This window comes from Streptomyces roseifaciens (genome assembly GCF_001445655.1).
Classification (GTDB): Bacteria; Actinomycetota; Actinomycetes; order Streptomycetales; family Streptomycetaceae; genus Streptomyces; species Streptomyces aureoversilis.
Genome location: NZ_LNBE01000002.1, coordinates 393,332 through 410,880, shown reverse-complemented (window position 1 = coordinate 410,880; position 17,549 = coordinate 393,332). Strand labels below are relative to the sequence as shown.

General features: G+C 76.2%; 9 protein-coding genes. All 9 read left to right on the top strand.

Features of this window, described 5'->3' with window-relative positions:
* Positions 1-290: 290 nt before the first annotated feature.
* Complete coding sequence (locus AS857_RS03585; protein WP_420823906.1) at positions 291-1,475, top strand: MFS transporter; 1,185 nt, start codon at positions 291-293, stop codon at positions 1,473-1,475.
* 698 nt (positions 1,476-2,173) lie between these two features.
* The gene (locus AS857_RS03580; RefSeq protein WP_058041622.1) at positions 2,174-3,502 is read left to right on the top strand and encodes a condensation domain-containing protein; all 1,329 of its coding nucleotides are present in this window, start codon (positions 2,174-2,176) and stop codon (positions 3,500-3,502) included.
* A 131-nt stretch (positions 3,503-3,633) separates the two neighbouring features.
* Positions 3,634-6,786: a non-ribosomal peptide synthetase gene (locus tag AS857_RS03575; protein WP_058041621.1), complete on the top strand. Its 3,153-nt coding sequence runs from the start codon at positions 3,634-3,636 to the stop codon at positions 6,784-6,786.
* Positions 6,783-7,961: an acyl-CoA dehydrogenase family protein gene (locus tag AS857_RS03570; protein WP_058041620.1), complete on the top strand. Its 1,179-nt coding sequence runs from the start codon at positions 6,783-6,785 to the stop codon at positions 7,959-7,961. The genes AS857_RS03575 and AS857_RS03570 overlap by 4 nt, the downstream gene beginning before the upstream one ends.
* Positions 7,962-8,008: 47 nt before the next feature.
* Positions 8,009-11,941, top strand: a complete 3,933-nt coding sequence (locus tag AS857_RS40945; protein ID WP_245699570.1) for an amino acid adenylation domain-containing protein — start codon at positions 8,009-8,011, stop codon at positions 11,939-11,941.
* Positions 11,938-14,607: a condensation domain-containing protein gene (locus AS857_RS03555; RefSeq protein ID WP_058041619.1), complete on the top strand. Its 2,670-nt coding sequence runs from the start codon at positions 11,938-11,940 to the stop codon at positions 14,605-14,607. Before AS857_RS40945 ends, AS857_RS03555 begins: the two co-directional genes overlap by 4 nt.
* A 333-nt stretch (positions 14,608-14,940) precedes the next feature.
* Positions 14,941-15,537, top strand: a complete 597-nt coding sequence (locus AS857_RS03550) for a TetR/AcrR family transcriptional regulator (protein WP_058041618.1) — start codon at positions 14,941-14,943, stop codon at positions 15,535-15,537.
* 120 nt (positions 15,538-15,657) lie between these two features.
* A complete protein-coding gene (locus AS857_RS03545) occupies positions 15,658-16,086 on the top strand; it encodes a hypothetical protein (RefSeq protein WP_058041617.1) in 429 nt (142 codons plus the stop codon).
* 88 nt (positions 16,087-16,174) lie between these two features.
* Positions 16,175-17,515 carry a PP2C family protein-serine/threonine phosphatase gene (locus AS857_RS03540; protein WP_245699569.1) on the top strand — a complete coding sequence of 447 codons (1,341 nt, stop codon included), beginning with the start codon at positions 16,175-16,177 and terminating at the stop codon, positions 17,513-17,515.
* Positions 17,516-17,549 lie beyond the last annotated feature (34 nt).

The window sequence follows — 17,549 nt, the reverse complement described above, 5'->3', positions numbered from 1 at the left end:
ACCGATTACCGGACATTCCCCTGGCGCGCCCCGCCCGGTGGTCCCCTGCTCCCACCCGCAGCGGACCACCGCAGGTCACTCCGGGTGCCGTTCAGATGCCGGGCACCTTCGGTTCACCAAGCGGTCCATAGGAGTTGTCCATATTGGGAGCGTTAATGACCGAAAATATCCATCATTTTTGACTGAGCGCATGGTCATGCCCAAATGTCTGCCAAATGTTGTCAATGAAGCCTCACAGCGGTGGCCTCTTACGGAATAGTGATTTCCGTTTGTTGCTCGCCGGTGCCGCGGTGAGCCAGATCGGCGCTCAGGTGACCTTGGTGGCCCTGCCCCTGGTCGCCGTGGTCGTGCTCGACGCCTCCCCCATGGAGGCCGGCCTGCTGACCGCCGCCGAGACCGCGGCGTTCCTGCTGGTCGGCCTGCCGGCCGGAGCGTGGGTGGACCGGATGCGCCGGCTGCCGGTCCTCATCCGCGCCGACGTCGTCCGCGCGGCGGCGATGGCGAGCCTGCCGCTCGCCGCCTGGGCCGGGGCCCTGACCATGGCGCACCTCTACGTGGTCGCCCTCGTCACCGGCGTGGCCACCGTCTTCTTCGACATCGCGCACCAGAGCTACCTCCCGTCCCTCCTGCCGCGTGAACAGCTGGTCGCGGGCAACGGCGCCCTGGAAACGGCGCGTTCGTCCGCCCAGGTCGCGGGCCCCGGGCTGGGCGGCGCCCTGGTACAGCTCCTCGGGGCGCCCTTCGCCCTGCTGGCCGACGCGATCGGCTACGTGTTGTCCGCCGCCTTCCTGCGCGGCATCCGGGCCCCCGAAGCGCAGCCCGCACCCGCGCCGGGCGTCCCGCTGCGCGCCCAGATCGCGGAGGGCCTCGCCTTCGTCCTCCGGCATCCGGTCCTGCGCATGATCGCCTGTGCGACGGCGCTCGCGAACTTCTTCACCGCGATGCTCATGGCGGTCCAGACGGTGTTCCTGGTGCGGGTGCTGGACCTGCCGCCGGGCGTCCTGGGGCTGATGATGTCCGCCTCGGCCGTCGGCGGCCTCGCCGGTGCCCTGTGCGCCGGGGTGCTCGCCCGCGCGGTCGGCCAGGCGAGAATCATCTGGCTGTCGACCGTCGTCACCGGCCCGTTCGCCCTGCTCTGGCCGCTGGCCGGGCGGGGCGCCTCCGCCGCGTGGTTCGCCGTCGCCTCCGCGGCCGTCTTCTTCGGCGCCGTCGTCTACAACGTCGCACAGGTCAGCTTCCGGCAACTGCTGTGCCCCGACGCGCTGCTCGGCCGGATGAACGCCACGCTGCGCTTCATGGTGTGGGGCACCATGCCCCTCGGCGCGCTCGTCGGCGGAGCCGTCGCCGAGGCGGCCGGAGCGCGCGCCGCCGTGTGGGTGTGCGCCGCCGGGATCCTGCTGGTGCCCGTGCCGCTCCTGGCGTCGCCGCTGCGCCGCCTGCGCGACCTGCCGACGGCGCCCGCGGTCACCGGCTGACACGGCACGCGCCCCGCCCCGCGGCGGGCGAACGACCGCGGAACCCGGTCCCGGCCTCCGACGGTACGAGCCGCACCGGCGCACCGGCCGCTCGGACCGCGCCCGACAGCCGCCCTGACCGGCGGCACCGTCCGGGCCGCCCCGAACAGGGCCCGGCCGAGCGGACCCGACCGTACGAACCGGCCTGACCGGCCGGGCCACCACGATCACCGGCCCGTCCCGACACCCGACCCGACCCGACCCGATCCGACTCGCGACCCGCGCCGACCGGCCGGGCCACCCCGATCACGGACCCGTCCCGACCGTACGAGCCACCCGGCCGGCCGGGCCACCCCGATCGCCGATCCGTCCCGACATCCGCACCACCGGCCCGGGCCGACTTCGACACCGGTGCCGACACCGGCACCGGCACCGGCCGTACGAACCGGCCCGATCGCCCGCGCCACCCCGATCACCGACCCGCCCCGACCAACCGACCCGTCCCGACTCCCCGGCCGCCGCGGCCGTACGAAGCGTCCCGACTGCCCTACCGGCCGCGGCCGTTCGGACCGTCCGAGCCGCCCGTCCGTCCCGGCCGACCGCGCCACCCCGGCCGTACCCGCCACAACCGCAGCTCGCTCGCAGTTCGCAGCTCGGTGCATGTCATCGCTCCTCTCGTCCCACGAGCCGTTGCGCCCCTCGGCGCACGGGAGGTCATCGTGCAACCCGGCAACATCACCTCGTCCTATCTCGCCCGCTACCGGCGCCTCACCGAGGGTGCCGCCGAGCCCGGCGGCGCACCGCTGCCCGTGACCGGCGCGCAGCGGCGGTTCCTGCTCGCCCGGCAGCTCGACCCTGCCGGGCGGCCGGTGCTGGTCCCGTTGTTCTTCGCCTTCCCCGCGGGGGCCGTCGACACCGAGCGGTTGCGGGCGGCCGCGGGGCACCTGGCCGCCCTGCACCCGGCGCTGCGCACCCGCCCGCTGGTGCGGCGCGGGGTGCCGCTCCAGGTGCCCGGCGACCCCGTCGGACAGGTGGACCGGGTCCGGCCGCGGGCCGGGGAGAGCGCTCACGACGCCCTGCTGCGCACGCTGGCCGAATGGCCCGTGGACGGCCCGCCGTTGCGGTTCGTCCTGGCGGACGACGGCGGTCCGCAGGAGATCCTCGCCGTGGTCATCGACCACACGGCCTGCGACGAGCAGTCCCTGGGGCTGATCACGGCGGGCCTCTCCGAGGCCTACCGCGACGGGCTCGGGCCGCAGGACGTGCCCTCGGGCGTGGCGGCCGACGGCACGGCCGCCTACGCGGACGCCGTGCACCGTCAACTCGCCGCCGAGGAGAGGGCGTCGCAGCCGGAGGCCCTCGCCTACTGGGCCGAGCGCCTGGCGAACCTCCGCGGCGGCGCGAGCGCCCCGGTGCACGCGCCGGCCCGCCCCGCCCCGGGTGCGAACCCCGGCACCGGCACCGCCCTGCGCCGGATCCCGGTCCCCGGCGACGGCGCGCGTTCCACGGCCTTCCCCGTCCTCCTCGACGCCTGTTCCGGGGCGGCCCGCACGCTCCACGGCCCGGACTCCGTACCGGTCCTGGGCTACCCGTGGGGCGGCAGGCCCCCCGGCGCGGCGCCGGTCCTCGGGTGCTTCCTCAACACCGTCGCGCACCCGGCGGACGACACCGGCCTCGCGGACCGGGCCTCGTCCTGGTGGGACGACCTCGACCGCGCCGACACCCCCTTCGACGAGGTGGTCCACGCGGCCCGCCGGGCCGGGGCACCGTGGTCCGGCCGGCTGGACGGCCTCCTCACCTTCGAGGATCTCGGCCGACGGCCACCGCTGCGGCTCGGCGACGCCACGGGGCGGGAGACGCACATCGACGGCCGCCCCGTACAGGCCCCCTTCGCCGTCTCCGTCTCCTACGGCTCCGACCTGCTGGTCCGCATGGCCTGGGACCGGTCGGCCGTTCCGGACCACCGTGCGGAAGAGGCCTTCGACCACTTGACCGACGCGCTCGCTGCGCTCGCCACGCGCACCGCGCATCCCGCTCCTGTGGGCTGAGCCCGCCGCAGGCCGTCCTGCCCCGCGCCGCACCGCCCGACCGGCACGCGGCGCCCGGGGCGGCCCTCCACCGGCCGCACGGGCCCACCCGGCCCCCGGCCCGCATACCTCCCGAACCGGAAAGGTTGACCATGTTCGGACTCTCCACATCCCAGGAGATCGTCTGGCTGCACGAGCAGATGCTGCCCGGCAGTCGCGCCTACAACTTCACCGCCACCGTGGACCTGCGCGGCACCCTCGACGAGGCCGCGCTCCGGGAGGGACTGGCGGCCGCGCTGGACCGGCACCCCGGTCTGCGCCTGGAGCTCGTCGACTCCCCCGGCGGCCTGCCCGGCCAGCGCGTGCGCGAGAACTGCGCACTCCGGCTGCGGACGGTCGACCTCAGCGGCGAGGCCGACCCCGAGGAGACGTTCGCGACGCTGCTGCGCACCGAGGCCGAGACGCCCCTCGACGTGCACGAGGCGCCGCTGCTGCGCTGGTGCCTCGTCCGGCTCGGTGCGGACCACCACCGTCTCGTCCACGTCGAGCACCATCTCGTCCACGACGGGCACTCGTTCGCGATCCTGCTGCACGACGTGTTCACCGTCTACCGGGCCCGCGTGCTGGGCGAGCAGGCGGTCCTGCCGCCGGCCGCCTCCTACACCGACCACGTCGAGGCCGCCGACAGCCCCGAGCGGGCGGCCCGGCGCGAGGCGGGCCTGGCGTACTGGCGGCGCGAGCTGGGCGACGCGTCGTTCGACCTGCCGCTGCCCGGTCTCGCCCGGCCCGGGGTCCGGCGCCGGCACGCGGGCGGCCAGCTACGGCAGGCCGTCGACGCCGCGCTCGCCGAGCGCCTGCGCGCCCACAGCCGCACCCAGGGCCACACCCCCTTCTCCACGCTCCTCGCGCTCTTCGCCGAACTCCTGCGCCGCCACAGCGGCCGCGCCGACCTCGTCGTCGGCACCGCGGTCGGCAACCGCCCCGAGGGCTTCGAGTCGGCCACCGGCATGTTCGTGAACACGATCCCGCTGCGGCTGCGCCTGGACCCGGCGGCCGGGGCGGACGAGGCGGTGGACGAGGTCACGGACAGCCTCATCCGGGCCCTGCCGTACCAGGACGTCCCGGTGCAGGTGCTCACCCGAGACCTCGGCCTGCACACGTCCGGCGCGGACAACCCGCTCTTCAGCGTCATGTTCAGCGCCCACGACGCGGCGCTGCCGGAGGTCGAGGTGCCGGGCCTGGAGGTGTCGCTGTTCGAGGGCTTCAACACCGGCACCACCCGCTTCGACCTCGACCTGGTGCTGCTGCCCGACGACCGGCGCACGGTCGGGCCGCGGCAGGGCGCGGCCGGCATGACGCTGGTCTGGGACTACGACCGGGACCTGTTCGACGAGGACGCCGCGCAGCTGCTGGCGGACCGTTTCCTCGATCTCGTACGGGCCTATCTGGAGGCTCCGGAGGCGCCTCTCGCGGCGCTCGGCGCCCGGCCGGCCCCCGTACCGGCGCAGGCTCACGAGTCCGGGGCCGCGGACGGCCCCGACGCCGTCCTCGACCCCGTCACCCGTCACGACCCCGGCCTCCCCGCCCTCGTCAGCGGCGCCCGGAAGATCACCTACGGCGAACTCGACCGGCTCGTCGACGAGCTGGCCGCGCGCCTGCGCGCGGCGGGCGTCACCGCCGGTCAGCCGGTCGCGGCCGTCCTGCCGCGCGGCGTGGACACCGTCGTGACCCTGCTCGCGTGCCTGCGCATCCGCGCGGTCTACTGCCCGCTGTCCCCCAACGACCCGGCGAGCCGCCTGGAGACGCTGCTGCAGCGCCTGTCCCCGGCCCTGGTCCTGGCCGACCGCGAGAGCGCCCTCGCGCTGCCCGCGGCGGGCCTGCCGGTCCCGGTCGCGCTGCTCGACGCCGACGGGGCCTTCCCCGCCGCCGCGCCGGCCGCGCGCGTCGAGGGGGCCGCGTACGTCATCCACACGTCCGGTTCCACGGGCCTGCCCAAGGCCGTGGCCGTCGGCCGGGCCGCGCTCGCCCACCACGCGACGGCGGTGGCCGGGCGCTTCGGGCTGCGCAGCGACGACAAGGTGCTGCTCTTCGCCCAGCCCTCGTTCGACGTGGCGCTGGAGGAGGTGCTGCCGTCCCTGCTGGCCGGTGCGTCCCTGGTCGTGCCGCAGCGGGAGGTCCCGACGGCGGCCGAGCTGATCGCCGTCCTGGCGGCCCGCCGGGTCACGGTTGCCAACCTGCCGACGAGTTACCTCCTGGCCGTACGGGAGGAGCTGTGCGAGGCGCTCCGCGACGGGATGTGGGAGCCGCGGCTGCTGGTCGTCGGCGGCGAGCGGCTGCCGGCCGCGGCGCTGCGGGACGTCCTCGCCGCGACGGACGCGACGGTCCTCAACGCCTACGGGGTGACCGAGGCGACCATCACCTCCACGGTCCACGAGGTGACCCGCGAGGGGGCCGAAGGGACCGGCGAGGTGCCGCTGGGGACCGCTCTGCCGGGCGTCGGGGTGCACGTCCTGGACGCGGGTCTGCAGCCGCTGCCCGTGGGCGCGGTCGGCGAACTCGCCGTCTCCGGCGCCGGTCTCGCCGAGGGCTACCTCGGCGGTGGCGAGGCCGCGGCGGCGACCACTGCCCGGTTCGTCGCCGTGCCCGCGCTCGGCGGGGCGCGCGCCTACCTGACCGGCGACCTCGGCTACCGGGACCGCGACGGCCTGCTGTGGTTCCTCGGCCGCCGCGACAACCAGGTCAAGCTGCGCGGCTACCGCATCGAGCTGGAGGAGATCGAGGCGGTGGCCTCCGAGGTGTTCGGCGGGCGCTCGTGCGCGGTCGTCCTCGGCCGGGACGCGTCCGGCGGCCCCTGCCTGACCGGCTTCGTCGACGGCGGCGAGGAGCCCGACCAGGCCCTGCTGCACAAGGCGCTGTCCGAGCGACTGCCCGCCGCGCTCGTCCCCGCGCGCTGGATCCGGCCGGCGGCGGCCATGCCGGCGCTGCCCGGCGGCAAGCCGGACCGCGCGGCGCTGGCCCGGCTCGCCGCCGAGGCGGGAACGGCCGCCGACCCGGCGGCTCCGCAGGAGGAGGACGGCACCGACCCGGCCGTCGCCCTGCTGGCCGAGGGGTGGCGGGAGGTGCTGGGGCACGACCGGTTCTCGCCGTCGTCCCACTTCTTCCAGGTCGGCGGGCATTCCCTGCTGGCCGCCCACCTCGCCGCCTGGCTGGAGACCCGGCTCGGCACGCGCCCGCCGCTGCGCGTCCTCTTCCAGCACCCCGTCCTCGCCGACCAGGCCCGAGCCCTGACGGAGACCTCCCGATGAGTGCCACCACCCCCTCCTCCGTCCTGGAGACGGAGCACCGCGAGATCGCCGACGCGTTCACCGCGTTCGTCCGCCGTGAGCTGGTCCCGCTGGCGGCCGAGCTGCCGGAGAACGGGGACATGCCGCCGGCCGACCTGCGCACGTACGTCCGCCGCCGCTCCGCGAAGCTGGGCTTCTACGCCGGCGACCACCCCGAGGAACTGGGCGGCTCCGGCATGCCGTTCAGCGCCGTGGTGCTGCTGCACCACGCGGCCGGCCGCAGCGGCTGCCCGCTGGCCCCGTACGCGCTCGCAGGCTCGGACGGGCCGAGCCCGCTGCTGCGCCAGGGCACCGAGAAGCAGATCGAGCAGTACCTGAAGCCGCTGGTGCGCGGCGAGGCGACGCGCTGCCTCGCGCTGACCGAGCCGAACGCCGGGTCCGACGCCTTCCACCTCACCACCACCGCCGCGCGGGACGCGGACGGCGGCTGGGTGCTGTCGGGGCGCAAGACGTTCGTCAGCAACGCCGGTCACGCGGACTTCGTCATCGTCGTGGCCCGGGCCGTGGACGCCGACGGCGGCGAGGGCGGTCCCACGGCGTTCGTCATGGGCATGGACCAGCCGCGCCTGCGCATCGGCCAGCGCTACCAGGGCATGTCCGGCGAGGAGCTGTACGAGCTGGTGCTGGACGAGGTGCGGCTGCCCGCCGACGCCGTCATCGGCGGCGAGGCGGGCGTCGGCGCGGCACTCGGCAACGGCATCGACAGCCTCTCCCGCGGCCGGCTCGTGGTGGCGGCCATGTGCAACGGCATCGCCGAGCACGCGCTGGACCTCGGGGTCGAGTATGCCCGCGAGCGGCGGGCCTTCGGGGAGCGCATCGGCGCGTACCAGCACGTCCAGGAGCACCTCGTGAGCAGCCGGGCGGAGGTGGAGGCGGCCAAGCTGCTGACGCTGGCGTGCGCGCGGCTTGTGGACGAGGGCGTGGAGGCCCCGGAGAACGCGGCGCTCGCCAAGCTGACGTCCTCCGAGACCGCGGTCCGGGTCGTGGACCGGTCCCTGCAGGTGCACGGGGCGACGGGCTGGGTGCGGGGCCACCCGCTGGAGTTCCTGTACCGGTACGTCCGGATGATGACGATCATCGAGGGGACCTCCGAGATCCAGAAGGTGATCGTCGCCCGGGCCATGGGGCTGGGCTGACCGCTTCCGTCCCCCTTCTCCCTTCCGACGTCATCCACGGAGGAATCATGACTTCTTCACCTGTCACCGCCCCGGCCGCCGACCCTGCCACCACCCTGTCCGTCGCCCACGGAGGCACCGCCACCGCGCACGGCTGGGACGACGTCCTGGCCCGGTACGCCGGCCGGGTCTCCCGGGACCCGGACGCCCCCGCCGTCGAGGACGGCGAACTGACCTGGACCTACGCCGAACTCGACGCGCTCGCCGAGCTGACGGCCGACGCGCTGCGCGACCGCGTGCGCCCCGGCGACCTCGTGGGCGTCTGCCTCGACCGCTCCGTCGCCCTGGTCGCCACGGCCGTCGCCCTCGCCCGGCTCGGGGCCGTCTACCTCCCGCTCGGGCCGCGCCCCGGCGAACGGCGGCTGGCCGCCGTGGCGGACGGACTCCGCGTCACCTGCCTCATCGGCGCGCCCGGCGCGCTGCCCGAGGCGTACGACGGCGCCGAGCGGCTGGCCCTGCCGCTGCCCGCGGCGGGCGCGAACGCGCACGGGGAGCCGGTCGCGGCGTTCCCCGCCGCACGCGCCGGCTCCGGCCGCCCCGCCGTTCCCGGCGGCACCTTCTACGCGGTGCTCACCTCGGGGTCGACCGGGACGCCCAAGGCCGTGGCGGTGGACTCCGCCGCACTGGCCGCCCGCCTGCGCTGGTACGCCGCGCGCACCGGCGCCCGCCCGGGCGACCGGCACAGCCTGCTGGTCGGCGTCTCCTTCGACCCGCACGTCCTGGAGCTGTGGGCCGCCCTGACCTCCGGCGCGGTGCTCGCCGTCCCCCCGGACGACGTCCGCTGGGACCCGGACGTCCTCACCGCCTGGTGGCGGCGCGCGGGCGTGACCGTGGCCATCCTGCCCACCCCCCTGGCGGAGATCGTCCTCGAACGCCCCTGGCCGGACCTGCCCGCGCTGCGCCACCTGAGCATCGGCGGCGACCGGCTGCGCCGCCGGCCCGGACCGGACGTCACCGCGCGCGTGGACAACGCCTACGGTCCGGCCGAGGCCACGGTCGTGGCGACCGCGCACGCCCTGGAAGCGGACGGGGAATCCCCCGGCACGCCCCCGCCGATCGGCACGCCCCTCGACGGCACCGTCGTGTGCGTCACGGACCCCGCCGGGCACGTCGTGCCGCGCGGCGAGGCGGGCGAGCTGCGGATCGGCGGCGCGGGCCTCGCGACCGGCTACCTGGACGAGGCCCTGACCGCGCGCCGCTTCGTCGCCCCGCCGCCGGAGGTGACCGGGGCCGACCGCGTCTACCGCACCGGCGACCGGGTGCTGATGCGGCCCGACGGCGTGCTGGAGTTCCTCGGCCGCCTGGACGACCAGGTCAAGGTCCGCGGCGCGCGGATCGAACCGGCCGAGACCGAGGCCGCCTTCGAGGACGACCCGCGCGTCCTGCGGGCCGTCGTCGCGGCCGAGCCCTCCCCCGCGGGCGACGTCCGGCTGATCGCGTTCGTCCGGCTCGCACCCGGCGCCGAGGCCCCTCCGGCGGCGGAGCTGCTGGAGACGGCCCGCGGACGCCTGCCCGAGCAGGCGGTGCCGTCGGCGCTGCGCTACGTGGAGACGTTCCCGCTCGACGCCAACGGCAAGGTGGACCGGGCGGCGCTGCTGGCCGGCGCGGCTCCTGCGGCGGCACCGGATGCGGCTGCGGCGGGAGGCTCGGGCACCGGTACGGAGACGGAGCGGATCGTCGTCGAGCTGTGCCGCGGCGTCCTCAACCGCCCCGAGACCGGGCCGGACGACAACTTCCTGGAGTCCGGCGGCGATTCGCTGACGGCGGCCCGGCTGCTGACCGGCCTGGAGGAACGATTCGGCGTCCGGCTGCGGGCGCCCCAGCTGCTGCGCCGGCCCGACCTGCGCAGCCTGGCGGCACTGGTGGACTCCCGCCGGGAGAAGGTGCCCGCCCAGCACAGTGCCGTTACCGCAACCCCGGACGGCGAACCGGGCCGCGGCACGGAGAACCCTGGCGGGCTCGCAGGCTCCCAGCAGGAGCACCCGCCTGCGACGGCGAACCCCGGCCCGGACAACCCCGTTCCCGCGGCGCCGGGCACCATCCCCGGCCACGGCACGGACGCCCCGGCCGTACCCGCGAGCCCCTCGCCGGGCAGCCCCCTGCCCGCCGCCCCCGGTGGCGTCCTGGGCCGCGTTCTCGCGCACGCCGCCGCGGACCCGGCCGCCCTCGCCGTGACGGACGGCGAACTCACCCTCACCTACGGGGAGCTGACCGCGGCCGCCGGCCGGCTGGCCGGCGCCCTGCGGGCCCGCGGCGTCGGGCAGGGCACTCCGGTCGGCCTGCTGCTGCCGCACTCGGTGGGCGTCGTCGTCGCGGAGCTCGCGGTCTGGTGGGCGGGCGGCCACTACGTACCGCTGGACGCCGCGTACCCGCGCCCCCGTACCGAGGCGATGCTCGCCGACGCCGGCGTCTCCCTGGTCGTCGGCGAGAAGGACCTGCTCGAAGCGGCCGGCGTACCGGCCGTCCGGGCGCTGGTCCTGACCGCGGGCGGGCTCGCCGGGAGCTGTGCCGCGGAGCACTCCGAGGACGACCTGCCGGAGCCGGCCGCGTACGACCCCGGCGCGACCGCATACGTGATGTACACCTCGGGCTCGACGGGCCGTCCGAAGGGCGTCGCGATCACCCACCGGGGCGTGGCGGAACTGACCGCCGACCCGGACTACCTGACGGTGGGCCGGCGGGACCGGGTCCTCCTCCACGCGGCGCTGACCTTCGACGGCTCGCCGTTCGAGACGTGGGTGGCCCTCGCCAACGGCGCGGCCGTGGCCGTCTCCACGGCGGGCCGGCAGTCGCTGGAGAGCCTGGTGCGGGACGTGGAGCGGCTGGGCGTCACCGTGGCGTTCCTGACCACCGCGCTCTTCCACCACCTGGCCGCGCGCCGCTCGCCGGTCTTCGCCGTGCTGCGCTCGGTGATCGTGGGCGGCGAGGCGCTGTCGGCGCGGCACGCGCGCTCGGTCCTGCGGGCGCACCCCTGGCTGGAGCTGGTCAACGGCTACGGGCCGACCGAGACGACCAGCTTCGCCACCGCCCACCGCGTGCGGGACGCCGACTGCGACGCCCCGCCGCCGATCGGCCGCCCGCTGGCCGGGGCGACGGTCCACGTCCTGGACGAGCGCGGCGACGCGGTGCCCGCTGGCACCCGCGGCGAGCTGTGGGTCGGCGGGCCGCGCCTGGCCGCGGGCTACCTCGGGCAGCCCGCGCTGACCGCGGAGCGCTTCGTGGAGCACCCATCGGCGGGGCGGGTCTACCGCACGGGCGACGTCGTGTCGGCCCGGCCCGACGGGACGCTGGACTTCCACGGCCGGGTCGACGACCAGGTCAAGGTCCGGGGCTTCCGGATCGAGCCCGGCGAGATCGAGCACGCCCTGCGCGACCACCCGCGCGTGGCGGACGCCGCCGTCACCGTCGTGCGCCCCGGCGCCGACGACGCCCGGCTCGTGGCGTTCGTCGTGCCGGACGGCGAGGGGCAGCCCTCCGTCGCGGCGCTGCGCGACCACGTGACCGGGCGGCTGCCCGCGCACCTGCTGCCCAACGCGTGGTCCGTGGTCGACGCGCTGCCGCTGACGGGCAACGGCAAGGTGGACCGCCGGGCCCTCGCCGGGCGGCCGCTGCCCGGCCTCCCGTCGGCCGCCGGGGAGCAGGGGCCCGCGCCCGTACGGCCGGAGCTGACGCCCGTGCAGCGGGCGGTGGCCGACGCCTGGGCCCGCGCGCTGGAGTGCGAAGTCGGCACGCCGGACGCCGACTTCCTCGCCCTGGGCGGGCATTCGCTGCTCGCGCTGGGCGTCGTCGACGACCTGCGCGAGGACCTGGGCGTGGAGCTGACGCTCGCCGCGTTCTTCTCGGCGCCCACCGTGGCCGGGCAGGCCGGACTCATCGAGGAGGCACTGGTGGAGATGTACGGCACGGAGCCGGCGACCGGCGAGAACGGGGCGTCCCGGTGAGCGGCACGGCTTCGGAGACCTCCCGGCAGGAGGCGCTGCTGCGGCTGGCCCGGCGCCGCAGCGCGGACGCCCGTGCGCGGCAGGAGCGCCCTGCGCCCGCACCGGCGGACGACGCCGGGGACGGCCGCGCGCCGCTGTCCCACGCGCAGCACCGGATGTGGCTCATGGAGCGCCTCGGCCAGGGCGGCGCCGTCTACAACGTGCCATTCGCGACCCGGGTGCGCGGTCCGTTCGACGCGGACGCCTTCGGCCGGGCCCTGACGGGCCTGGTGCGCCGTCACGAGGTGCTGCGCACCCGCTACGGGCAGGCCGGCGGCGAGCCGTACCAGGAGGTGACGGCGGCGCGGCAGGTGCCGGTGCGGACCGTGGACGCCGCCGGGGACGCCGCGCGGAGGCTCCTCGACACGGAGGCGGCCCGCCGGTTCGACCTGGCGGCCGGCCCGGTGCTGCGGGCCCTGCACGTCCGGCACGCTCCGGACGACCACACCGTCCTGCTGACGTTCCATCACATAGCCGTGGACGGCGGCTCCCTGGAGGTGATCGCCCGCGAGCTCGGCGAGCGCTACCGCGCGGAGCTGGAGGGGCGCGACGGGGAGCCGGAGCACCCCGCTCCGCGGTACGCGGACTTCGCCCGGCGGGAACGGGCCGGGTCGGACGCGCTCGACGCGGGCCTCGCGTACTGGGCGGAGCGGCTCGCGGACGCCCGCCCGGTGCTGCTCCCCCGGGCCGCGGCGGAGGCCGGCGGCCGGGGCGAGGCGCGCACCCTGTCCGCGGCGCTGGCGCCCGGGACCGTCGACGGCCTGCGGGCGGCGGGCCGCGCGCACCGCGCGACGCTGTTCACCGTCGTGCTCTCGGCGGCGTTCGCGGCACTGCTGGAGGCGACCGGCGAGGAGGACCTCGTCATCGGGTGCGCCAGCAGCCACCGGGACGCCGCCGGGGCCCGCGACCTGGTGGGCCTGTGCGTCAACACGCTCCCGATCCGGCCCCGCCTCGCCGGGGCCGGGGACGCCGGGGCGCTGCTGCCGCGGGTGAGGGACGCGCTGCTGGAAGCGCAGCGCCACCGCCACGTCCCGTTCGACCTCATGGTGGAGCGGCTCGGCGCGGCGGCCCGCGACAGCAGCGGCAACCCCCTGGTGGGCGTCACCGCGGACGTCCTGGGCCGGCCCGCGGCGCTGCACCTGGCCGGGGCGCGGTGCGAGCCGGTCGACATCGAGCTGGGCGGGGTCAAGTTCGGCCTCGGCCTCTACCTGGAAGAGGGCGCGGACGCCGCCGGAGCGCGCTGCCTGGTGCGCTTCGACCGCGGCCGGGTCGACGAGGGAGCGGCCCGGAAGCTGCTGGAGGGCTTCGCGGAGGTGCTGGACTCGCTGGCGGCGGGCCGGACTCGCCCGCTGTCGGCCGGCCCCCTCCCGGCTGCGACGAGCGCCGGGGCGCCGGAGACCCCGGAAGAACAGGAGACTCCGCAGGACCCGGAGAGTCCGCAGGGGCCGGGGCTCGGCGTCTCGGCGGAGGCCGTGGCTGCGGTCTTCGGCGAGCTGCTGGGCGAACGCCCCGGCCCCGACGGGGACTTCTTCCTCCTCGGCGGGCACTCCCTGCTCGCGGTACGGGTCGCCGAGCGCCTGCGCGAGCGGCTGCGGGTGCCGCTGACGGGGCTCGACGTCCTGGAGCAGCGCACCCCGCGCGCGCTGGGGGCGCTGCTGGACGAGCGGGCCCGCGCACGCCGCCGCCCCGCGGCCCACACCCCGGCGGCCCGCACCCCGTCCGCGCGGGCGGGCACGGTCCTGGTCACGGGCGGCACCGGCGGCGTCGGGGCGTTCGTCCTGCGCGAGCTGGCCGCCCGGGGGCGCCCGGTCCGGGCGCTCGTCCGGCCCGAGTCGGCGCACCTGGTGGCGGCCGACGGGGTCGAGGTGGCCGAGGGCGACCTCGCCGACGCGGACAGCCTGCGCGCGGCGGTCTCCGGCGGCGTGGACGCGGTCATCCACGCGGCCTGCACCTTCACTTCCCCGGAGGTGGACGTCGCGGCGATGCGGGTCCTGCTGGACGGCTGGCGGCGCGGCTCGTTCGTCTTCGTCAGCAGCGTGGACGCCTACGGGCGCCCGTCCGTGACGGACGTCGCCGAGGACACGCCGCCGGAGGAGCCGCTCACCGCGTACGGGCGGGCCAAGCTCGACTGCGAGCGGATGCTGTGGGAGGCCGCGGGCACGGCCGGTCGGGGCGGGGCGGGCGTGGTCCGCGCCCCGATCGTCTGGGGGCCGCACCCGAGGCTGCGCGACCAGCTGCGCTGGGGGGCGACGGGCACGCTCTTCCAGGCCGCCCGCGCCGGCCGGCCGGTGGTCCTGCCCGCGGCGGGCGCCGTGCCCCCCTCCGGCGACCCGTGGTCCGGCGTCCCCTGGATCCACGCCGCGGCCCTGGCGCGGACCCTGGTCACGTGCGCCGAGCGGCCTCCGCAGGGCACGGTGAACGCCATCGGCGGGCACGTCGGCTGGGGGGAGTTCGCCACCGAGCTCGTGCGACTGCTGGAGAGCCCCAGCGAGATCGTCCCCTCCCCCGACCCGGCCCCCGGGCTCCTGCACCGCCACCGCTACCGCGCCGAGGCCCTGGCCGAGGATCTGGTGGAACGCCCGGGCGAGGACTGGCGCTCGGCGATCGCGGCGATGCTGGCGCTCTGACGGCCCGGCCGTCCGGCACGCGAAAACCGTCGGGCCGCCAAGGCGATCACCTTGGCGGCCCGACGGTATTACGTGCACCCGCCGTGAAGAACGACCGAACCCGGCGGACGTCACGGCCCGGCCGCGAGATGACGCGGAATCCCGCAATCGTCATCGGGCTGCCCGGTGGTCTGCAGCACCGACGACCGGGCCCTCAGGGGACGTGGGCGCGGCCACCGCCGCCCGGCACCCGGCACCCGGCACCCGGCACCCGGCACCCGGCACGAGTAGCGGTACATCTGTACCATAATGGTTCTCCCATCACCTCGTGAGCGACCGGGAGGCACCGCGGCCATGGCCGAGCAGAACACCCCCAGGCGGCGGCGCGACCCCCAGCGGCGGATCGCCGAGATCGCCGCCGCCACCGAGCGGGTCATCGCCGAGCGCGGCATCGAGGGGCTGACCCACCGCGCCGTCGCCGAGGAGGCCGGCGTCCCCCTCGGGGCGACGACGTACCACTTCGCGACCAAGGACGACCTCATCGCCGCCGCCCTGCAGCGCTCCGTCGACCGCTTCGGCGCCTATCTCGAGGACTGGGTGGCCCAGCGCCCCGAGCTCACCCCCGAGCAGCTCACCGTGCTGCTCACCGACGCGCTCATGGGCTGCTTCGGCCCGGCCCGCGACACCCAGGTGATGGAGTTCGAGCTGTACATGGCCGCGCTGCGGCGCCCGGCCCTGCGCGAGGTCGCCGACCGGTACATGCAGCTGAGCATCGACGCCCTGCTCCCCTACACCGACCCGGTGACCGCCCACGCCGCGACCGTGGCCATGAACGGCATCACCCTGCGCGGCCTGGCCGGCACCCGGCCCCCCACCCGCACCGAGGTCGAGTCCGTCCTGCGCCGCATCCTCACCCCCAACCCCGCCCTGCCTTCTCCGGACATGGCCTGAAACCACCGCTCCGCACGAGGCGCGTCACGTAGCATCCGAGATCTCGCACGAGACACGAACAACTGTCGCAGCGTCCGGTACGGCCAGGGGCCCGCGGCAGTCCTGGGGGAAGGAACCTTCATGACGTCGTCCCGCTTCGCGCGCCGTCTCGCCGGCGCCGCGGCCGCTGCACTCGTGATCGGCGCGGGTGCGCTCGCCACCGCTCCGTCCGCTGCCGCCAAGGCCAACCTCCTGGAGATCGGCAAGGTGGCGCTCCACGAGCCCGGCCTGCAGGCGGACGTCACGTACTCCTGCGACACGGGCATGAACCACCAGCTGGTCGCCAACGCGGTCAAGCTGGGCACGACCGGTCACGACGAGTCCATCGCCGCCGGGACCGTCAAGGCCGACAAGCTCACCTGCGACTACGAGAGCCACACCGCCCGCGTGACGCTGCGCCCCGCCACGGGCTCGCATTTCGCCAAGGGCGACCAGGTGAAGGTCACGGTCTTCTACTTCGACGACGAGGGCTTCAGCTACGCCCGTCAGGAGTCCGTCACCAGGCTGTGAGCCCCGGGGGCGCCGGGGCGCGGCCGACACGGGACTGACATACGAGTATTGGCCACGCTCCGGACCCCGAGTCACTAGCCTGTGGCCGGTGGCAGCAAGCGAGACAGATCATGACGGCCGTCCCCCGCACAGCCCTGCCCGCCGGCGGCTGGACCTCGACGCGGACCTGGACCGGCTCGGGGAACAGCTGGCCGAGTTCGCCCGCGCCCAGGAGCGGATGCGCGGCTTATTGGAGGCCATACTCACGATCAGCGGTGAGCTGGAGCTCCCGGTCGTGCTCCGCCGCATCGTGGCGACGGCGATGGAGCTCGTCGGAGCGCGCTACGGCGCCCTCGGCGTGCTGGACGAGGAGGGCACCAAGCTCGCCGAGTTCATCCCCGTGGGCCTGCACGGCGAGGAGGAGGAGCGGCTCACCGGGGTGGCCCTCCCCCACGGCGAAGGTCTCCTCGGGCTGCTCATCACCGACCCCCGCCCCCTGCGCGTGGACGTCATCGCCGACCACCCGCAGGCCGCCCAGTTCCCGCCGGGCCACCCCCCGATGCGGTCGCTGCTCGGCGTCGCCATCACCGTGCGCGGCAAGGTCTACGGCAACCTCTACCTCACCGACCGGCAGGGCGGCGGCACCTTCGACGCCGACGACGAGTCCGTGGTGGTCGCGCTGGCGGGCGCCGCCGGCGTCGCCATCGAGAACGCCCGGCTCTACGGCCGCGTCCGGGCCGGCGCGGAGCAGTTCCAGCGGCTGCTGCTGCCGAGCCTGCCGGACCTGTCCCCGTTCGACGCCTGGGCCACGTACCAGCCGGCCGCGGACCCCGCCCTGCTCGGCGGCGACTGGTACGACGCGCTGGTGCTGCCCGACGACACCCGGGTGATGATCGTCGGGGACGTCCTCGGCCACGACGTCCGCGCCGCCGCCACCATGGCCCAGATCCGCAACATGCTGCGCGCTTTGGCCTTCGATTCGGACGCGCTGCCCAGCGAACTGCTCAGCCGCCTGGACCGTACGCTCGAGGCGGTCGCCGAGCCCACGATGGCGACGGCGTGCCTGGTGCGCATCGCACCCCGGGAGGGCGGGTGGTCCCTGGTCTGGAGCAGCGCGGGGCACCCCCCGCCCCTGGTGGTGACCGCGGACGGCAGCACGCGCTTCCTCGACGCCGAGCCGGACGTGCCCATCGGGGTGGACGCGAGCTTCGCCCGCCACGACCACCGGTACGTCCTGCCCGCCGGGGCCACCGTGCTGATGTTCACCGACGGCCTGGTGGAGCACCCGGGCCACGGGCTGGACGCCGGGCTGCGCACGATCGCCGAGGTCGCGGCGGCCCACGCGGGAGCGCCGCTCGACGTCCTCGGCCGGGCCGTGGCCGAGGCCCGCCCCAGCGACGGCCACGACGACCTGGCCCTGCTGGTGCTGCGGGCGCCGGAGCGGAGTTGAGGCACGGGGAGCAGCGCTGAGGCGCGGGCCGGGG

Coding starts and splice junctions, on each gene's coding strand:
- AS857_RS03575 (WP_058041621.1), top strand. CDS start 3,634: ATGTTCGGACTCTCCACATCCCAGGAGATCGTCTGGCTGCACGAGCAG.
- AS857_RS03570 (WP_058041620.1), top strand. CDS start 6,783: ATGAGTGCCACCACCCCCTCCTCCGTCCTGGAGACGGAGCACCGCGAG.
- AS857_RS40945 (WP_245699570.1), top strand. CDS start 8,009: ATGACTTCTTCACCTGTCACCGCCCCGGCCGCCGACCCTGCCACCACC.
- AS857_RS03550 (WP_058041618.1), top strand. CDS start 14,941: ATGGCCGAGCAGAACACCCCCAGGCGGCGGCGCGACCCCCAGCGGCGG.
- AS857_RS03545 (WP_058041617.1), top strand. CDS start 15,658: ATGACGTCGTCCCGCTTCGCGCGCCGTCTCGCCGGCGCCGCGGCCGCT.